Source organism: Neorhizobium turbinariae, from assembly GCF_023223505.1.
Classification (GTDB): domain Bacteria; phylum Pseudomonadota; class Alphaproteobacteria; order Rhizobiales; family Rhizobiaceae; genus Neorhizobium; species Neorhizobium turbinariae.
Genome location: NZ_JALPRY010000021.1, coordinates 29,164 through 47,186, shown reverse-complemented (window position 1 = coordinate 47,186; position 18,023 = coordinate 29,164). Strand labels below are relative to the sequence as shown.

Sequence of the window (18,023 nt, the reverse complement as noted above, 5' to 3'; positions counted from 1 at the left end):
GGGTCGTTGATCGGTTTTTCGCCTCGGCATGTCAACACGACATCAACGAGGGAAGCAAAGGTTCGCGCTCCGCCCAAGAGCGGCCACCTTGCCACCGCATAAGCAAGACTGCACAAAAGCAATACGACGATAGACCGACCGGGAGGAAAAAGTGGCGGCCAGACAGAATCCGAAGCGGGAAAAGCAGCTCGAAAAGGCACGCCAGCTTTTGGCGGGCAATGAAGGGCCAAGCCTCGACCCCGTCATCCTGTTCGGTCGCGCCAGTGACGATGACCTGGAAAACTACCCGCCGGAAATGCTGGCGCTGGCTGCCAGGCATGCCGGCAAGAGGCTTCAGGCCTGGAGTCGCATCAATCCTGACGTGACGGTCGAAACCGTCGAAGGTGTCGAGCCGAACGGCCAGCAGGTCTCGCTCCTGACGGTCGTCGACCGGAACATGCCGTTCCTGTTCGACTCCGTGATGGGCGAAGTCGCGGCAAACCACCGCGACCTGCTGATGGCGGTCCACCCGATCCTCACCCTTGAGCCCGGCAAGGAGCCGGTGCTTCGCTCGAAGGAGAAGCCGAGCAATCCGGCCCACCATGTCAGCCTGATCCAGATTCACATCGCTCTTCTGGGTGAGGAGCAGGCGAACCATCTCGTTGAGCGGATCCGCTACATTCTCGACCAGGTGCATCTGTCGATCACCGACTGGTCCTCCATGCTGGAAGTTCTCGACGGCGCACAAAAGCAGCTTTCCAGCGCCAAGGGCCGCCGCCAGACCGACCGTGATGAGGCGCTCGCCTTCCTCGACTGGCTGCGGGACGACAACTTCACCTTCCTCGGCATGCGGGAATATGTCTATTCCGGCAAGGGTGCCAACGCCACGGTCGAGCGTGGCAAGGGCCGCGGCCTCGGCATCCTCTCCGACCCGGATGTCCTGGTTTTGCGCCTCGGCAAGGATCAGGTAACAACGACGCCGGAAATCCTCGAATTCCTGGATGGTCCGGATTTCCTCATCGTTACCAAGGCGAACGTAAAATCCGTCGTCCACCGGCGCGTCTACATGGATTATGTCGGGGTCAAACGCTTCGACGAGAAAGGCAATGTCGTCGGTGAGCTGCGCATCGTCGGCCTGTTCACGGCAACGGCCTATACCCATTCCGTCCGCGAAATCCCGCTGCTGCGCGCCAAGGTTTACCGTGTCGAGAGCCATTTCGGCTTCGACCCAGACAGCCATTCCGGCCGCATGCTGCAGAACACGCTGGAATCCTACCCACGCGACGACCTCTTCCAGATCGACACCGACCTTCTTGCCCGCTTCTGCGAGCAGATCATGGAATTGAGCGAGCGCCCGCGAGTCCGCGTCCTGCCACGCATCGACCATTTCGACCGCTTCGTGTCGGTTATCGTTTATGTCCCTCGTGAGGACTACAATTCGATCGTCCGCGAGAAGATCGGCACCTATCTGGCCGACGTCTTCGATGGTCACGTCTCAGCCTATTACCCGGCTTTCCCGGAAGGCACGGCCGCGCGCGTCCACATGATCATCGGTCGGCGCGGGGGCAAGACACCGCGCATCCCGCAGCCCAAGCTTGAGGAAGCGATCCGGCTGATTGCCACGCCATGGGAGGAACGCTTCGCAGCGCTTGCTGACGCTGGCCCGCGCCTTTCTGTGACCAACGCCTTCCAGGAAGCCTTTACGCCGGAAGAAACCTTCGAGGACCTGCCGGACATCGCCGCCTGCGCGAATGGTGAAACGATCCGCATCAATTTCTACCGTCGTCCGACCGATGCCGCCGATACGATCTCGCTGAAGATCTTCCATGCCGAACGCCACCTGTCGCTGTCGCGCCGCGTGCCGCTTCTCGAAAATCTCGGTTTTCATGTCGTCAGCGAGCAGACCTTCGAGATCCATGTGGGTCCTGAGGCACGGCTTGTCGTCCTGCATGACATGGAGCTGCAGCTCGGCAACGAGCGCGCCGTCAATCTCCTGCGCGATGGGCCCCTGCTGGAGGAAGCCTTCCTTTCGGCCTTCAATGGCCTCATCGATAACGACAGCCTCAACCGCCTCGTGTTGCTCGCCGGTCTTTCTGCCCGCGAGATCACGGTGCTGCGCGCCTATTCGCGCTACCTTCGCCAGACGGGCATCGTGTATTCGCAGACCTATATCGCGGACGTCCTCAACAAGTACCCGGGCATCTCTGCCTCCATCTTCCAGCTCTTCCGCGAAGGCTTCGACCCCAAGATCGCCGATAAGGCACGTACAAAGAAGCTGACCGAGCGCCACGCCGAGATCGAAGAAGCGCTCGGCCAGGTGCCGAACCTCGATGAGGACCGCACGCTGCGCCGGTTCGTCAATGCGGTGGATGCCACGCTGCGCACCAACTACTTCCAGCACGACGAAAACGGCCAGCCGAACAGGATGCTGGCCTTCAAGCTCGACCCGAAGCTGCTCGACGGCCTGCCCGAGCCGCGGCCATTCCGCGAGATCTATGTCTATGGCACGGAGGTCGAAGGTGTACATCTTCGCTTCGGCAAGGTGGCGCGCGGTGGCCTGCGCTGGTCGGATCGCGGCGAAGACTACCGCACCGAGATCCTCGGCCTCGTGAAGGCACAGCAGGTCAAGAACGCTGTCATCGTTCCCGTTGGCGCCAAGGGCGGCTTCTTCCCTAAGATGCTGCCGGTGGGCGGCTCACGCGATGCCTTCTTCAACGCCGGCAAGGAGGCCTACAAGACCTTCATCCGCACGCTTCTTTCGATCACCGACAACATCGTCGGCACCGAGGTTGTCGGCCCGGACAACACCGTCCGCATCGATGGTGACGATCCGTATTTCGTCGTGGCGGCCGATAAGGGCACCGCAACCTTCTCCGACACCGCCAACGGGCTGGCGCAGGAAGCTGGATTCTGGCTCGATGACGCCTTCGCCTCTGGCGGTTCGGCCGGTTACGACCACAAGAAGATGGGCATCACCGCCCGCGGGGCCTGGGAGGCGGTCAAACGCCACTTCCGGGAGAAGGACATCGACATCCAGACGACGCCGTTCACGGTCGCCGGTGTGGGCGACATGTCCGGCGACGTCTTCGGCAACGGCATGCTGCTGTCGCGCAAGATCCGCCTCATCGCCGCCTTCGACCACCGCGATATCTTCATCGATCCCGATCCGGACATGGAGAAATCGTTTGCGGAGCGCGAGCGGCTGTTCAACCTGCCGCGCTCGAGCTGGCAGGATTACGACCGCTCGACCCTCTCCGACGGCGCAATGATCATCTCCCGGACGGAAAAGTCGGTGAAGCTGACGAGCCAGGCCGCTGCCGCAATCGGGCTGGAGAAGACCACCGCCACTCCGTTCGAGATCATGACAGCGATCCTGAAGGCCCCGGTCGATCTGCTCTGGTTCGGCGGCATCGGCACTTATATCAAGGCAGCATCGGAAACCGATGCGGAAGTCGGCGACCGTGCCAATGACGCGATCCGCGTCAACGGCACCGAAGTTCGCGCCAGCGTCATCGGCGAAGGCGCCAATCTCGGCGTCACCCAGAAGGGCCGCATCGCCTATTCGCTGAATGGCGGGCGCTGCAATTCCGATGCGATCGACAACTCCGCAGGGGTCAACTCCTCCGACGTCGAGGTCAACATCAAGATCGCCCTGAACCGGGCGATGCAGGACGGCCGCCTGACGCGCGAGAAGCGCAACCAGCTGCTTGCTTCGATGACCGATCAGGTCGCCCATCTGGTGTTGCGCAATAACTACCTGCAGCCGCTTTCGATCTCCCTCACGGAAAAGAAGGGCACCGGCAATCGGGAAGAACTGTCGCGCCTGATGTCGGTGCTGGAGTCCCAGGGCCGGCTGAACCGCGTGGTGGAAACGCTTCCCGATGACGCGGAACTGGCCGAACGCTACCAGTCTGGCCGGCCGCTGACCCGGCCGGAGATCGGCGTGCTCTTGTCCTATTCGAAGATCGTCCTCTTCGATGCCCTGATCGACAGCACCGTCCCGGATGATCCCTACTTCTCAGCCGTCCTGAAGGATTACTTCCCGGCCAAGATGCAGAAGGCGCATGCGGCCGATATCGAAAACCACCGATTGCACCGCGAGATCATCGCCACGACGCTTGCCAACGAAGCAATCAACCGCGGCGGACCCGGCTTCGTGCAGCAGATCAGCGACATGACCGGCGCTACCGCTGCCAATGTCGTGAAGGCTGCCTTCATTGCCCGCGACGGCTTCGACCTGCCGGCCCTCTGGTCTGCGATCGACGCACTTGATGGAAAGATCTCAGGCCAGGTCCAGAACGATCTCTACGCCGCCGTCAGCCGTGTCTTCGTTGGCGCAACCTATCTCATCCTGCAGACCCAGGCCGGTGCCGGCGCCATGGCCGAAACCATTGCCCGGCTGAAGGCGGCACTCAAAGGCATGCGCAGCGCGATCGGCACCCGGGAGATGGTGGAGAATGCCGCCCGCGCCTCCGAACTGGAAGCCCAGGGGGCTCCGGCCGAGCTTGCCCGCGAGATCCTGCTCCTGCCGACCCTGGTACTGGTTCCGGAAATCATGCTGATCGCCGAACGCACGGGCGAAACCTTGGCGCGCGCCGCTGACAGTTACTTCGCCGTCACCGAGAAGTTCCGGGTCGATCGCCTGATCAATGCCGGCGAGCGCATCACGACCTCCGAACACTATGAAAGCCTGGCGCTCTCCCGCAGCTTGCAGCAGATCGGTTCAGCACGCCGCGACATCGTCATCGCCGCCTTGTCCAGCCATCCGAAGGAAAAGAAGCCGATAGAGGCATGGCATGCGGCAGACCGCATCCGCGTCAATCGCCTCGGTGCCGAGATCGTCGCATTGAGCGACGGAAGCGACCTCACGCTGCCGAAGATCACCGTCGCCGCCGGCCTTCTCAACGATCTTGCGCACCGAACGGCGATGTAGGACAAGAGCCGCACAAGGACGGCTGGAGGGTGGGATGGTCGCTCGCGTTGAGGATGTGCCGACGACCGCAAGCCGGCGCGGCATCTGGGGCTGGATGTTGTTCGACTGGGCAGCCCAGCCCTTCTTCACCGTTGTCACCACCTTCATCTTCGGGCCCTATTTCGTGGCCCGCCTCACCGATGATCCAGTCTCCGCGCAGGCAGCGTGGAGCAACATGGCGACGATCTCCTCGATCATCATCGCCGTCTTCTCGCCGATCCTGGGCTCGATCGCCGACCAGTCGGGCCCGCGCAAACCCTGGATCGCCGCCTTTGCGGTGGTGAAGATCACCTGCCTTGCCGCCCTCTGGTTCGCCGAACCGGGCTCGCCGATCATCTGGCCGATGATCTTCATGATCCTCGCCTCGATCGCCGCCGAGTTCTCGACCGTCTTCAACGATTCCATGATGCCGCGCCTCGTGTCGAAGGATGAGGTCGGCCGGATCTCTAACGTTGCCTGGGGGCTGGGTTACCTTGGCGGCATGATCGTGCTGATCGCCGTTGTGACGCTGCTCGCCGCCAATCCGGACACCGGACGGACGCTGATCGGCATTCCGCCGCTCTTCGGGCTCGACCCCGCCCGAGGCGAGGATGCACGCATCACTGGACCGCTCGCGGCCGTATGGTTCTTCCTGTTCATCCTGCCGATGTTTTTCTTCACGCCGGATGCCAAGCAGGGCCTGCCGCTGGCCAGAGCCGTGCGCAGCGGCCTCTCCGAGCTCAAGGGCACGCTGGACGAGCTGCGCCAGCGAAGCGGCATCACCAGATTTCTCATCGCGCGCATGTTCTACCAGGATGGCGTCAACGGCGTCCTGATCCTCGGCGGCGCCTTCGCGGCCGGCATGTTCGGCTGGGCGACGATCGAAATCGGCATCTTCGGCATTCTGATCAATGTCGTGGCGATCTTCGGCTGCATCGTCGCCGGCGCCCTCGATCGCCGGATGGGCTCAAAGACGGTCGTTGTCATCAGCCTGGTGATCTTGGTCGCCGCGACGCTCGGCATCGTCTCCACCGGGCCCGGCTATACCTTCTTTGGCCTGTGGCAACTGCCCGGCGCGGATGCCGGCGGGCTGTTCGGCACTGCCGCCGAAAAGGCTTATGTCGTGTTTGGGTTGTTGATTGGACTGTCGTTTGGGCCGGTGCAGGCGTCGTCGCGATCCTATCTCGCCCGCAGCGTCGCGCTGGATGAAGCCGGGCGTTATTTTGGCATCTATGCCCTGTCCGGCCGGGCAACGAGTTTCCTCGCCACCCTCGCCTTTTCGGCCGTCACCTACGCGACCGATTCAGCCCGCCTTGGAATGTCGACCCTGCTGGTCTTCCTGGTCGGCGGGCTGCTGCTCCTGCTTGCAACACCCTATCCCGCGGATCGTCCCGCAAGATAAATCCTTCTCCCCGCACCCGGGGAGAAGCTGGCTTGAGAGGCGCTTAGTGCCGGAAGTGGCGCATGCCGGTGAAGACCATCGCCACGTCGTGTTCGTTGGCAGCGGCGATCACCTCATCATCGCGCATTGAACCACCCGGCTGGATGACCGCCGTGGCGCCCGCAGCAATGGCGGATAAGAGGCCATCCGCGAAGGGGAAGAAGGCTTCCGAAGCCACTGCCGAGCCCTTGGTGAGCGGCTGCGCCCAGCCCATGGCCTTGGCCGCTTCCTCGGCCTTCAGGCCGGCGATGCGTGCGGAATCGATGCGGCTCATCTGGCCGGCGCCGATGCCGGCCGTCTGGCCATCCTTGGCATAAACGATGGCGTTCGACTTCACATGCTTGGCGACCTTGTACGCGAACTTGAGGTCGGCGAGTTCGGTTTCGGTCGGCGCACGCTTGGTAACCACGCGAAGATCGATGTCCTCGATCATGCCGTTGTCACGGGTCTGCACCAGCAGGCCGCCGGCAACGGTCTTGGCGGTGAGGCCGCGCGAACGCGGGTCAGGCAGGCCGCCGGTCACCAGCAGGCGCAGGTTCTTCTTGGCTGCGATGATCTGCTGCGCCTCAGGCGAGACGTCCGGCGCGATGATGACTTCGGTGAAAAGCTTGACGATCTCTTCGGCCGTTTCGGCATCCAGCAACTGGTTGAGCGCGATGATCCCGCCGAAGGCCGAGGTGGAGTCGCAGGCCAGCGCCCGCAGATAGGCGTCCTTCAGCGTCGGCCCGACAGCCACGCCGCAAGGGTTGGCATGCTTGATGATGGCGCAGGTCGGACCGCTGGTTTCCGGCGCAAACTCGCCGATCAGCTCAAAGGCGCCATCCGTGTCGTTGATGTTGTTGTAGGAAAGCTGCTTTCCCTGCAGGAGCCTTGCCGTCGCAACGCCCGGACGGTTTTCACCCGTCACGTAGAAGCCGGCGCTCTGGTGGGGGTTCTCGCCGTAGCGCATTTCTTCCTTCAGGATACCACCGATGGTGCGGTAGCGCGGGATCTCAATGTCGAGCGCCTCGGCAAACCAGTTGGAGATCGCCGTGTCGTAAGCGGCCGTGCGGGCGTAAGCCTTGGCGGCAAGCTTCTGGCGGAAGGCATACGCCGTCTGGCCGTCGTTGGAACGCAGCGCTTCGATGAGCGACGGATAATCGGAAGGATCGGTGACGATCGTCACGTAGGCATGATTCTTGGCTGACGCGCGGATCATCGCCGGCCCGCCGATGTCGATGTTCTCGACGGTCGTCGGATAATCTCCGCCCGCTGCACGCACTTCCTCGAACGGATAGAGGTTGATGACGGCAAGATCGATGCCTTCGATGCCGTGCTCCTTCATCGCCGCAACATGTTCGGCATCATCACGGATCGACAGCAGGCCGCCATGCACGTTCGGATGCAGCGTCTTGACGCGCCCGTCCATGATTTCCGGGAAACCGGTCACCTCCGAAACGTCGGTTACCGCAAGGCCCGCCGCCGCAACCGCTTTGTGGGTGCCGCCGGTCGACAGCAGCTTTACGCCCTGCTCGATCAGCGCCTGCGCCAGTTCGATGATGCCGGTCTTGTCCGAAACGGAAAGCAGGGCGGTGCGAACTTTCACATGGTCGGGAGCGGGGATTTTTTTGGAAGCGACAGCCATTGCTCTCTCCTGAAAGGCACGGGGCAATATCCGTGCGCGAGCTACGATGGGGCCGGTTACCATAGCTTGGGGAAAGAGGAAACGCCCTATTCGCCGCGGCGCAGCATCCAGCGGATGTCGGTGGTCTCCGGAAGCGTCAGCTCGATCACCAGTTGCTGGCTCGGCCGCACGCCGGAAACATCCGCAAAGAAGATATCCTCGTCGATCATCACATGCAGCCCGGGCGCGGTGAAGATCCAGGTCTCGCCGTCCGGCGCGCGCATGCGAACGCTCTCGTTGTCCTGGCGGGAAAGAGCGATTGCCGGATGGATATGAAAGCGCGCCGCCACACTCAGGATCTCGTCACGCGTCGGTTTTCCTTCCGGCACGATAAGCCGGTCATGTCCCTTGATCTTGTTGCCCTTGGCAGCCAGCCCGATCTCGCGTTGATGGAGATATCCGAACTCGTTCAGGTAACCGTCGTGGCTTGCCCGCAGCCAGTCGTTACCGTGTGGATCCTCCCATCGCTCGACCTGCACGTCCGACACGCCGCCAATGATCAACGGGCCCGTGAGACGTGACTTGGAGAAACGGCTCGACGAGGTTTCGTTCAGCGTGACGGTGGAATGCGCTGCCGTGGAGCGAGCCGCTTCGCGGTAGCTGCGCGAGCCATATTTCGGCGTGCCGGAATTGATGATGAAGCGGTGCCGGCCGGACGACATCTCGAACGACAGGCAGCCGGCATTGGCGCCACGTGACAGGTCGCTCGAGGAGGGGTGCCCGGTATCGACGATGATCGTCGTTCCTTCGGTCGACAGGCGCTGGTAGTTCATGTGCGGCAGCGCCTTGAACGGCTTGCCCGCCGTCTCGTCGTAACGCAGCACGGAGATGAGCTCGCTGGCTGGCGTCCCCGTCGCACCATTGAACAGGGCAAGATCGCCGCCCTGGTGACGGAAGAAACGCAGCGCAGGATACATGCGGTCGATTGCTGGTATCAGCTTCTGCGGCAGGTCGTGGCCGAGATTGATATAGGTCTGGCGCAACGGCAGCAGGTCGATCAGCAGGTCGAGGATGGCGCGCGGGTTGCGCGAAACGTGGCCGCCATCGGCAAGGATCTGCCGCTCCAGTTCGCGGTCCAGCCGGTTGCCCTCGCGGCGAATATAGGCGGCCCGCGTCGGCATGGAGATCGATGCCATCGCAAGTGCGATGCGCATGCGCAGCCGTGCTTCTCCGGCCGGCGTGCACCCGATCAGCTTTCTCAAGTAGCGAACCTGGTAAGCGAGGCTCTTCATGAAGCGGCGATAGAAGCCGGCCTCGGCCCCCTGCAGGATGACGGTGGAATGCGACAGCCAAGCGATCACCCGCTCGGCAAGCACGTTGGCCTCCCAGGCGACACCCCGGCGGCGTTTCCCATGCCTGGCGATCCATTCGCCGACCAGTTGGCGGGCGTGTGCACAGGCCGCTTCCGTCTTGTTGGCACGGATATGCCTCAGCCATGCGAAGGAATGCAGCCGTTCGGCAAAGGCATGCGATGGCAAGTCGACGGTAAATGGCGAATGGCCAAGGGTTTCAAGTACGCGTCCGGCCAGCAGGTAGCGCCCTTCGAGCATCTCTTCGGCCACGAAGGGATCAAGCGCCCTCAGGTCCGTCGGAGCAACGATCAGCCGGTCGGGCACCTGGAGCATGGACGAAGTAACGGCCAGCCGAAATCCGACGCTGCGCCGACAAAGGCGCCGTCCGATCTCCCGCAGGCCGGAAGAGAACATCCTCCGGCGGTCGGCGAGCCGCATCATCAATCTGAATCACTCCACGATGGCTCGGCCGCAGGCCAAGACCGGAATCAATTTTAGCTAAAGCGAAATGGTGCGCTCTTATGGTGAATAAAAGCTTACGAAGCGACCCGGATAACGCTGGCGAGGAAGCCGTCCATGCCACCGGCAAACCGCTCGTCACCCGGCAGCATGGCAGGCGTTGTGCGGAATTCCCCAAGCTTGGTGATGGCCGTCTCAAGGCCCGGCCAGTCTTTCGCTTCCACCGGCACGCGCTGCAGGTGCGGGTTGTCGGCAAGCACCCGTTCGACCAGGTCTTCACCTTCGGCCGGGTCAAGCGAGCAGTTGGAAAACACCACCACGCCGCCCGGCTTCACCAGCGTTACCGCGTGTCGGAGCATCCGCTCCTGGAGCACGGCAAGCTTGCCGATATCTTCCGGGCCCTTCGTCCAGAGCACATCCGGATGCCGGCGCGTTGTTCCGGTCGAAGAACAGGGCGCATCAAGCAGCACGCCGTCGAGAAGCGTGTCCGGCTTGTAGTTGAAGAGGTCGCCACCAATCAGTTCGGCCTGCATGCCGAGGCGCGCGAGATTTTCCTTCAGGCGCGCAAGACGGTTGGGCGACTGCTCCACCGCGGTGACTTCGGCACCCGCTGCGATCAACTGTGCGGTCTTGCCGCCGGGCGCAGCACAAAGATCCGCGATCCGCTTGCCCTTCAGGTCGCCGAACAACTTGGCGGGAATGGACGCGGCTGCGTCCTGCACCCACCATTCGCCTTCGCCATAACCTTCCAGACCCGAGACAGCACCTTCGAAAGCCGCAAGGCGCACGCTGCCGGTCGGCAGCACCTTTCCGTCCAGCTTCTCTGCCCAGCCCTGTGGGTCCGACTTGACGGTGAGGTCGATCGCAGGCGGCACCAGCTGGGCCTCGGCAATCCGCGCTGCTTCATCTACGCCATAGGCAGCCGTCAAACGCTTGGAATACCAGGCCGGTACCGGAGAAACAGCGGCCGTCGCTGCCAGCACCTCATCCTTCTCGCGCACCAGCCGGCGCAGCACGGCGTTCACCAGCTTGGCAAAACGCCGGTTGCGCGGATCACGGTTCGCCTGTTCGACCGCCAGGTCGACAACCGCATGCGACGGCACGTCGAGATGAAGGATCTGTGCCGCTGCGACGACGAGCACATGATGCAACGCCCTTGCGCCTTCCGGCAGCGGCGAATCGATCAGCGACGCAATCGCGGCCTCAAGCCGCGGAAGGTGGCGAAGCGCGGTCGTCAGGATCGCCCGGGTCAGCGCCCGATCCGCGTCACTCAGCGCCTTGTAGGCAGGGTTGCCGTGGGTGAGGTCCAGCATGCCGTCGAGGGAAATCTTCCGCTCGACAACGGCGGCGAGCAGCTTGGCAGCCGTCGCCCGCACTTCAAGGCCGGGCTTGAGCGCCGGCCGGTCTGGTCGAGCACCCTCGGTCTTCTTTTTCGGCTTGAAGTTGGACGAGGTGTTGTTTTTCTTTTCGTTCAAGACCAGGGCCCTTTGCGCGGTTCATCCCGACCGCGGCCCCAGGGTGAGTTGTCACCCGTATTTGGTACGGAACGCGCAGTGCGCTGCGGTCTAGCAGCACGACGGCTTCCCGTCGACCCACCGCCTCCAAAGCCGCTGGAGAAGCCGCCAGCCATCTGCTGGAGCGCCGCGATACGGTTTTCCGTGTTGGGATGGGTCGAGAACAGGTTGTCCATGCGCTCGCCTGAAAGCGGATTGATGATGAACATATGCGCCGTGGCCGGGTTACGCTCCGCCTCGTAGTTCGGGATCACCTGAGCCGAGCCGGCAATCTTGGCAAGCGCCGAGGCAAGCCAGAGCGGGTTGCCGCAAATCTCCGCGCCACGACGGTCGGCCGAATACTCGCGCGTGCGGCTGATCGCCATCTGCACCAGCATCGCGGCAAGCGGCGCCACGATCATCGCCACAAGCACACCGATGAAACCGAGCGGATTGCCGTTGTTCTCGCGGTTGCCGCCGAAGAAGAAGGCGAAGTTGCCGAGCATCGAGATGGCACCGGCAAGCGTCGCCGTGATCGTCATGGTCAGCGTGTCGCGGTTCTGGATGTGCGCCAGCTCATGCGCCATCACCCCCGCCACTTCCTCATGGCTCAAGCGCTGCAAGAGCCCGGTCGACGCGGCCACCGCGGCGTTCTGAGGGTTGCGGCCGGTCGCGAATGCGTTCGGCTGCGGGTTATCGTAGATATAGACCTTCGGCATCGGCAGGCCGGCATTGGCAGCCAGGTCGCGAATCATGTTGTAGAATTCCGGCGCCGTGCGCGCATCGACCTCCTGCGCATGATAGGCCGACAACACCATCTTGTCGGAATTCCAGTAGGAAAACAGGTTCATGCCCGCCGCAATCAGCAGCGCGATCATCATGCCGCCCCTGCCGCCGATCAGGAAGCCAACGCCCATGAACAGGGCCGTCATGAAGGCCAGAAGCATGGCGGTGCGCATTACATTCATCGTCATCTCTCCTTTGCCGGTCTTCAAGAAATTTGTCAGGGGTTTTCTGAAGGTCGGGAACGTCCTAAATATGTGGTCTGATCCATCATCCTTTTCAATAAACTTCCAGTGATCTTGACCATGCAGAACGCAGACAACGATAACCGCGCCACGGCTCAAGACCCGGTTGCAGAGCCCAAGGTCCTGTCGCCGGCTGCGCAGCGTGCGCTGAAGGAAGCGGAAGAACGTCGGCAGGCCGAAGCCAAGACCGCCATGCCGGAAGAATTTGGCGGACGCGGCGGTGCAGATCCGGCCCGCTTCGGCGATTGGGAAATCAACGGCCGCGCCATCGATTTCTGAGAAGGCATAAATTCCTATTGACGCAATCTCATGTTTGGAATTTATTCCTTGCATGACTCGCGCCCTGCTGCTCGCACTCTTCCTTGTTGGCGCTGCCTCCGCCCCTGCCTTGGCGCGGGAAGAAGTGGCAGGTCCCGTCGCCGCCGAGATCCTGCGGGTGATCGACGGTGATACTTTGCTGGTCGAAGCGCGACCCTGGCCTCAGCAGAAGATGGAAGTCTATGTCCGCATCCGCGGCATCGACGCGTGGGAGATCAAGTCGAAGTGCGCCCGGTTTCGCGAGGCCGGCATGAACGCCCGCCAGGCGCTGGAGATCCTTGCCTCAGCCTCACCTCAGGTCCAGCTCACCCATATCTCCGGCGACAAGTATTTCGGGCGGATCGTCGCCGACGTCATTCTCTCGGATGGGCGCAGCGCCGCCGAAGGCCTTCTGCGCGCCGGCTTGGTCAACGCCTATGACGGCGGGCGCAAACCGCGCGAAGCCTGCCCCATCAACTGAAAAGGCCACCCGGTTTCCCCGGATGGCCTCGCTGGCTTAGCTGGTCTTGTTCTGCCGGTTGGCGATCAGGTCATCCACCACCGCCGGATCGGCAAGCGTGGAGGTGTCGCCGAGAGAGCCAAAATCGTCCTCGGCGATCTTGCGCAGGATACGCCGCATGATCTTGCCGGAGCGGGTCTTCGGCAGGCCCGGCGCGAACTGGATCTTGTCCGGTGCAGCGATCGGTCCGATCTCCTGGCGTACATGCTTGATCAGTTCCTGGCGCAGCGCGTCGTCGCCTTCATGGCCGGACATCAGCGTGACATAGCAATAGATGCCCTGCCCCTTGATATTGTGCGGGTATCCGACAACCGCGGCTTCCGAGACCAGGTTGTGCGAAACCAGCGCCGACTCCACTTCGGCCGTGCCAAGCCGGTGGCCGGAGACGTTCAGCACGTCGTCGACGCGACCGGTGATCCAGTAATAGCCGTCTTCATCGCGGCGGCAGCCGTCACCGGTGAAATACTTGCCCTTGTAGGTGGAGAAGTAGGTCTGGATGAAGCGCTCGTGGTCACCGTAGACGGTGCGCATCTGGCCCGGCCAGGAGTCGGCAATGCAGAGATTCCCGTCTGCCGCACCCTCCAAAATCTTGCCCTCGGCATCAACCAGCTCCGGCTTGACGCCGAAGAAGGGCTTGGTGGCCGATCCTGGCTTCAGGTCGGTCGCGCCCGGCAGCGGCGTGATGAGATGGCCGCCGGTTTCCGTCTGCCACCAGGTATCGACGATCGGGCAACGGGCGTCACCCACCACGTTGTAATACCATTCCCAGGCTTCCGGGTTGATCGGTTCGCCGACCGTGCCGAGAAGCCGAAGGCTGGCACGCGAGGATCGCTTCACGAACTCGTCCCCGGCACCCATCAGCGAACGGATCGCTGTCGGCGCTGTGTAGAAGATGTTGACCTTGTGCTTGTCGATGATTTCCCAGAACCTGCCCTGGTCCGGGAAGTTCGGCACGCCTTCGAACATCAGCGTCGTGGCGCAGTTCGCCAACGGTCCATAGACGATATAGGAATGGCCCGTCACCCAGCCGACATCCGCCGTACACCAGTAGATATCTCCGTCATGGTAATCGAAGGTGTATTCGTGCGTCATGGCGGCAAACACGAGATAGCCACCTGTCGTATGCAGAACGCCCTTAGGCTTGCCGGTCGAGCCGGAGGTGTAGAGAATGAACAGCGGGTCTTCCGCCTTCATCTTCACCGGCTCGCAATGCGGTTTCACCGTTGCGATTTCCTCGTGGTACCAGAGGTCGCGGCCGGTGGCCCAGTTGGTCTTGCCGCCGGTGCGGCGAACCACCAGCACCTTGTTGACGATGACATGCTGGCGCGCCGCGATATGGATCGCCTTGTCGGTATTTTCCTTCAGCGGCACCGGCTTGCCGCCGCGCACGCCTTCATCGCAGGTGATCACGAAGGTCGACTGGCAGTCGACGATACGCCCGCCAAGCGCTTCGGGCGAAAAACCGCCGAACACGACCGAATGCACGGCGCCGATGCGGGCGCAGGCGAGCATCGCGTATGTGGCTTCCGGGATCATCGGCATGTAGATCGTGACGCGGTCGCCCTTCTTCACGCCATGCTTCTTCAAGACGTTGGCGAGACGGCAGACCTGCTCATAGAGCTGGTTATAGGTGATCTTCTTGTCGATATACGGATTGTCGCCTTCCCAGATGATCGCGGTGCGCTCGCCATGGGTCTTCAGGTGACGGTCGATGCAGTTATACGAAACGTTGAGAAGACCGTCCTCGAACCATTTGATCGAGACCTTGCCCTTGAACGAGGTGTTCTTGACCTTGGTGTAAGGCCTGAACCAATCGATGCGCTTGCCGTGCTTGCCCCAGAACTTGTCCGGATCCTCGATGCTCTCCTCGTACCATTTCTCGTACTTGTCCTTGTCGATCAGGGCTTTGGCACGAGCGGACTTGAGAACCGGATACACTTTTTCGGACATTAACTCCTCCTTGTGACAAGCAACTGGCGACTCCACCCGTCAGCAGCTTATCGCCCATACAACAGGAGGAACAAGGTCCACAATTAGACGAAGGGGCAATTTGAGACGCCGACACAACGGAAGATTTACATTCTGTGTCATTTCGATTATACGGCGGTGAATTCCCGGAAATTGTGGTTGATACCCACGGCCCGCGACACCGGCGCGGACGGACAGAGGAACTATACCCATGGCCCAACAATTGCTGATGCCGAAAGCCACCGCCGTCTGGCTTGTCGATAACACCGCACTTTCGTTCGACCAGATCGCGCAGTTCTGCAAGCTTCACCCGCTTGAGGTGAAGGCAATCGCTGATGGCGAAGCGGCCCAGGGCATCAAGGGCCTCGACCCGATTGCCACCGGCCAGCTTTCCCGCGATGAGATCCAGCGCGGCGAAAAGGACGTCAACTACAAGCTCAAGCTGCTTGAGCCGAAGGTGCGCGTGCCGGAAACCAAGCGCCGTGGCCCGCGCTACACGCCGGTTTCCAAGCGCCAGGACCGCCCGAACGCCATTCTCTGGCTGGTTCGCAACCATCCGGAACTGAAGGACGCGCAGATCTCGCGTCTCGTCGGCACCACCAAGTCGACGATCGAGCAGATCCGCGAGCGCACCCACTGGAATTCCACCAACCTGACGCCGATGGACCCCGTGACGCTTGGCCTCTGCAGCCAGATCGATCTCGATCTCGAAGTGGAGAAGGCATCCAAGGGCCGTCCGCTGCCGACCGCTGCCGAACTCGGCGCATCGTTGCAGCCGGCAACCGAGACCGAAAACCTCGACTTCAGCTACCGCAGCCCGCGTGAAGAAGAAAAAGAAATCGATGCCGATGCCGTCTTCGCGAAGCTCTCTTCGCTCAAGTCGACCCGCCGCGACGAGGATGAAGACGAAGATCGCTTCTGAGCACCGTCTCCAGGATCATACGAAAGCCGCGGGATCAGCTGATCCCGTGGCTTTTTTGTTTCAGGCGCTCTGCTTCAGGCTGCCGCCGTCCTTCGCATAACCGTTTTCCTTCAGGATCGTCGTGATCTCGTCGAGCACCGTCGGATCCTCGATGGTTGCCGGCATCTTCCACGGCATGTTGTCGGCGATCTTCTGCATCGTGCCACGCAGGATCTTGCCTGACCGCGTCTTCGGCAGCTTGTGCACCACCATCACGGTCTTGAAGGCCGCCACAGGTCCGATCTCGCTCCGGACCATGTTCGTCACTTCCTTGGCGATATCAGCTGTTTCCCGTGAAACATGGTTCTTCAGCACCAGGAAACCGCATGGAATCTGCCCCTTGGTGGCATCGTGGACGCCGATGACCGCACATTCGGCAACATCGGGGTGTTTGGCGCAGACTTCCTCCATGGAGCCGGTGGAAAGCCGGTGCCCCGCGCAGTTGATGATGTCATCGGTGCGCGCCATCACGAAGAGATACCCCTCTTCGTCGATCACGCCAGCATCCGCTGTCTTGTAATAGCCGGGAAACTCTTTCAGGCAGGCGTCGCGGAAGCGATCATCCGCGTTCCAGAAGCTGACCAGGCAGCCGGGAGGCAGCGGCAGCTTGATGACGATGTTGCCAAGCATGCCGCGCGGCACCGGCTTGCCCTCGTCATCCAGCACGTCGAGCGCATAGCCTGGCATCGGCTGTGTCGGCGAACCATGCTTGACCGGCATGAGACCAAGTCCAACGGTGTTCGCGACGATCGGCCACCCGGTCTCTGTCTGCCACCAGTGGTCGATCACCGGCACCCTCAGCTTCTCCTCGGCCCAGCGCAACGTCTCAGAGTCTGCCCGTTCACCGGCGAGGAACAGCGCCCGCATGCCGCTGAGGTCGTAATGCTGGATGAGCTCGCCATCCGGATCATCACGGCGAATCGCCCGGAAGGCGGTTGGTGCCGTGAACAGCACCTTCACGTCATGGTCGCGGACGACGCGCCAGAAGGTACCGGCATCGGGCGTGCCTACCGGCTTGCCTTCGAAGATGACGCTGGTATTGCCCGTCAGCAGCGGCGCGTAGACGATATAGGAATGGCCGACGACCCAGCCGATGTCGGAAGCGGTCCAGAACACCTCGCCCGGCTTCATGCCGAAGATGTTGAACATGCTCCACTGCAGCGCCACCATGTGCCCGCCATTGTCGCGCACGACCCCCTTGGGCTGGCCAGTGGTGCCGGATGTGTAGAGGATGTAGAGGGGATCGGTCGCCTTGACCGGCACGCAATCGACCTGCCGGCCTCGCGCCTTGGAAACGGTTTGAGCAAAATCGAGCTCGCCTCGTTCGGCGCTGAGTTCCGCCCGGAGCTGCGGTCGCTGCAGGACAAGGCAGTTCTTCGGCTTGAGGCGCGCCATCTCCACCGCCTGGTCGAGAAGCGGCTTGTAGGCAACCACCCGCCCCGGCTCGAGGCCGCAGCTCGCGCTGATCACCAGTTTCGCTTCCGAATCGTTTAGGCGGGCGGCGAGCTCCTGCGCGGAAAACCCGCCAAAGACGACGGAATGCACCGCACCAATGCGAGCGCAGGCCAGCATGGAAAACACTGCCTCGGGAACCATCGGCATGTAGATGACGACGCGGTCGCCCTTTTGGATGCCGAGATCAAGCAGGGTGGCAGCAATTGCCTGAACCTCGATCAGCGTCTCTGCATAGGTGAAGGTACGGGTCTCACCCGTCATGGCGCTGTCGTGGATGAAGGCGCGCTGGTTGCCGCGTCCGGCGGCCACGTGCCTGTCGAGACAGTTATAACAGGTATTGGTTTCGCCCCCGACGAACCAGCGCCCATAAACGCCTTGCTCGGGATCGAAGATCTTCTCCGGCTGCTTGAACCAGTCGATTGCTTCGGCGGCTTTCCCCCAGAACCCTTCCGGATCCTGCTGCCAGCCACCGTATACCTCGAAATAGCGGCTCTGCATCTGCTCCTCCCGTTACAC

Annotated in this window: 11 protein-coding genes; 5 read left to right on the top strand and 6 right to left on the bottom strand. The window is 62.2% G+C overall.

Annotation, left to right across the window (positions count from 1 at the left end; translation table 11 throughout):
- Positions 1 to 151: 151 nt before the first annotated feature.
- Complete coding sequence (locus tag M0654_RS17865; RefSeq protein ID WP_248684249.1) at positions 152 to 4,912, top strand: NAD-glutamate dehydrogenase; 4,761 nt, start codon at positions 152 to 154, stop codon at positions 4,910 to 4,912.
- 34 nt (positions 4,913 to 4,946) lie between these two features.
- Positions 4,947 to 6,332 (top strand): MFS transporter, encoded by a 1,386-nt coding sequence (locus tag M0654_RS17860; RefSeq protein ID WP_248684248.1) that lies wholly within the window; start codon positions 4,947 to 4,949, stop codon positions 6,330 to 6,332.
- A 43-nt stretch (positions 6,333 to 6,375) separates the two neighbouring features.
- On the opposite strand, the gene purH is transcribed toward M0654_RS17860, so the two are convergent.
- The 4 genes from purH to htpX all read right to left on the bottom strand — a co-directional run bounded on the left by purH (position 6,376) and on the right by htpX (position 12,246).
- The gene (gene purH / locus M0654_RS17855) at positions 6,376 to 7,995 is read right to left on the bottom strand and encodes a bifunctional phosphoribosylaminoimidazolecarboxamide formyltransferase/IMP cyclohydrolase (protein ID WP_248684247.1); all 1,620 of its coding nucleotides are present in this window, start codon (positions 7,993 to 7,995) and stop codon (positions 6,376 to 6,378) included.
- Between the two features lie 86 nt (positions 7,996 to 8,081).
- Positions 8,082 to 9,764 carry a heparinase II/III family protein gene (locus tag M0654_RS17850; RefSeq protein WP_390920737.1) on the bottom strand — a complete coding sequence of 561 codons (1,683 nt, stop codon included), beginning with the start codon at positions 9,762 to 9,764 and terminating at the stop codon, positions 8,082 to 8,084.
- 98 nt (positions 9,765 to 9,862) lie between these two features.
- On the bottom strand, positions 9,863 to 11,266 hold the full coding sequence (locus M0654_RS17845) for an RsmB/NOP family class I SAM-dependent RNA methyltransferase (protein ID WP_390920735.1): 1,404 nt from the start codon (positions 11,264 to 11,266) through the stop codon (positions 9,863 to 9,865).
- Positions 11,257 to 12,246, bottom strand: coding sequence for a zinc metalloprotease HtpX (gene htpX, locus M0654_RS17840; RefSeq protein WP_118851690.1), 990 nt, complete (start codon positions 12,244 to 12,246; stop codon positions 11,257 to 11,259). Before htpX ends, M0654_RS17845 begins: the two co-directional genes overlap by 10 nt.
- 120 nt (positions 12,247 to 12,366) lie before the next feature.
- On the opposite strand from htpX, the gene M0654_RS17835 reads away from it, so the two are divergent.
- Positions 12,367 to 12,585: a DUF1674 domain-containing protein gene (locus M0654_RS17835; RefSeq protein ID WP_248684245.1), complete on the top strand. Its 219-nt coding sequence runs from the start codon at positions 12,367 to 12,369 to the stop codon at positions 12,583 to 12,585.
- A 52-nt stretch (positions 12,586 to 12,637) separates the two neighbouring features.
- Positions 12,638 to 13,084 carry a thermonuclease family protein gene (locus M0654_RS17830; RefSeq protein WP_248684244.1) on the top strand — a complete coding sequence of 149 codons (447 nt, stop codon included), beginning with the start codon at positions 12,638 to 12,640 and terminating at the stop codon, positions 13,082 to 13,084.
- Positions 13,085 to 13,120: 36 nt separating this feature from the next.
- Here the strand turns inward: M0654_RS17830 and acs are convergent, their stop codons facing one another.
- Entirely contained in the window at positions 13,121 to 15,073 is a 1,953-nt protein-coding gene (gene acs / locus M0654_RS17825) for an acetate--CoA ligase (protein ID WP_118851100.1), read from the bottom strand.
- A gap of 229 nt (positions 15,074 to 15,302) precedes the next feature.
- Here acs and M0654_RS17820 point away from each other — a divergent pair, with 229 nt between their 5' ends.
- Positions 15,303 to 16,013: a DUF1013 domain-containing protein gene (locus M0654_RS17820; protein WP_118851101.1), complete on the top strand. Its 711-nt coding sequence runs from the start codon at positions 15,303 to 15,305 to the stop codon at positions 16,011 to 16,013.
- A gap of 60 nt (positions 16,014 to 16,073) precedes the next feature.
- Here the strand turns inward: M0654_RS17820 and M0654_RS17815 are convergent, their stop codons facing one another.
- Entirely contained in the window at positions 16,074 to 18,005 is a 1,932-nt protein-coding gene (locus M0654_RS17815) for a propionyl-CoA synthetase (RefSeq protein ID WP_248684243.1), read from the bottom strand.
- Positions 18,006 to 18,023: the final 18 nt, after the last annotated feature.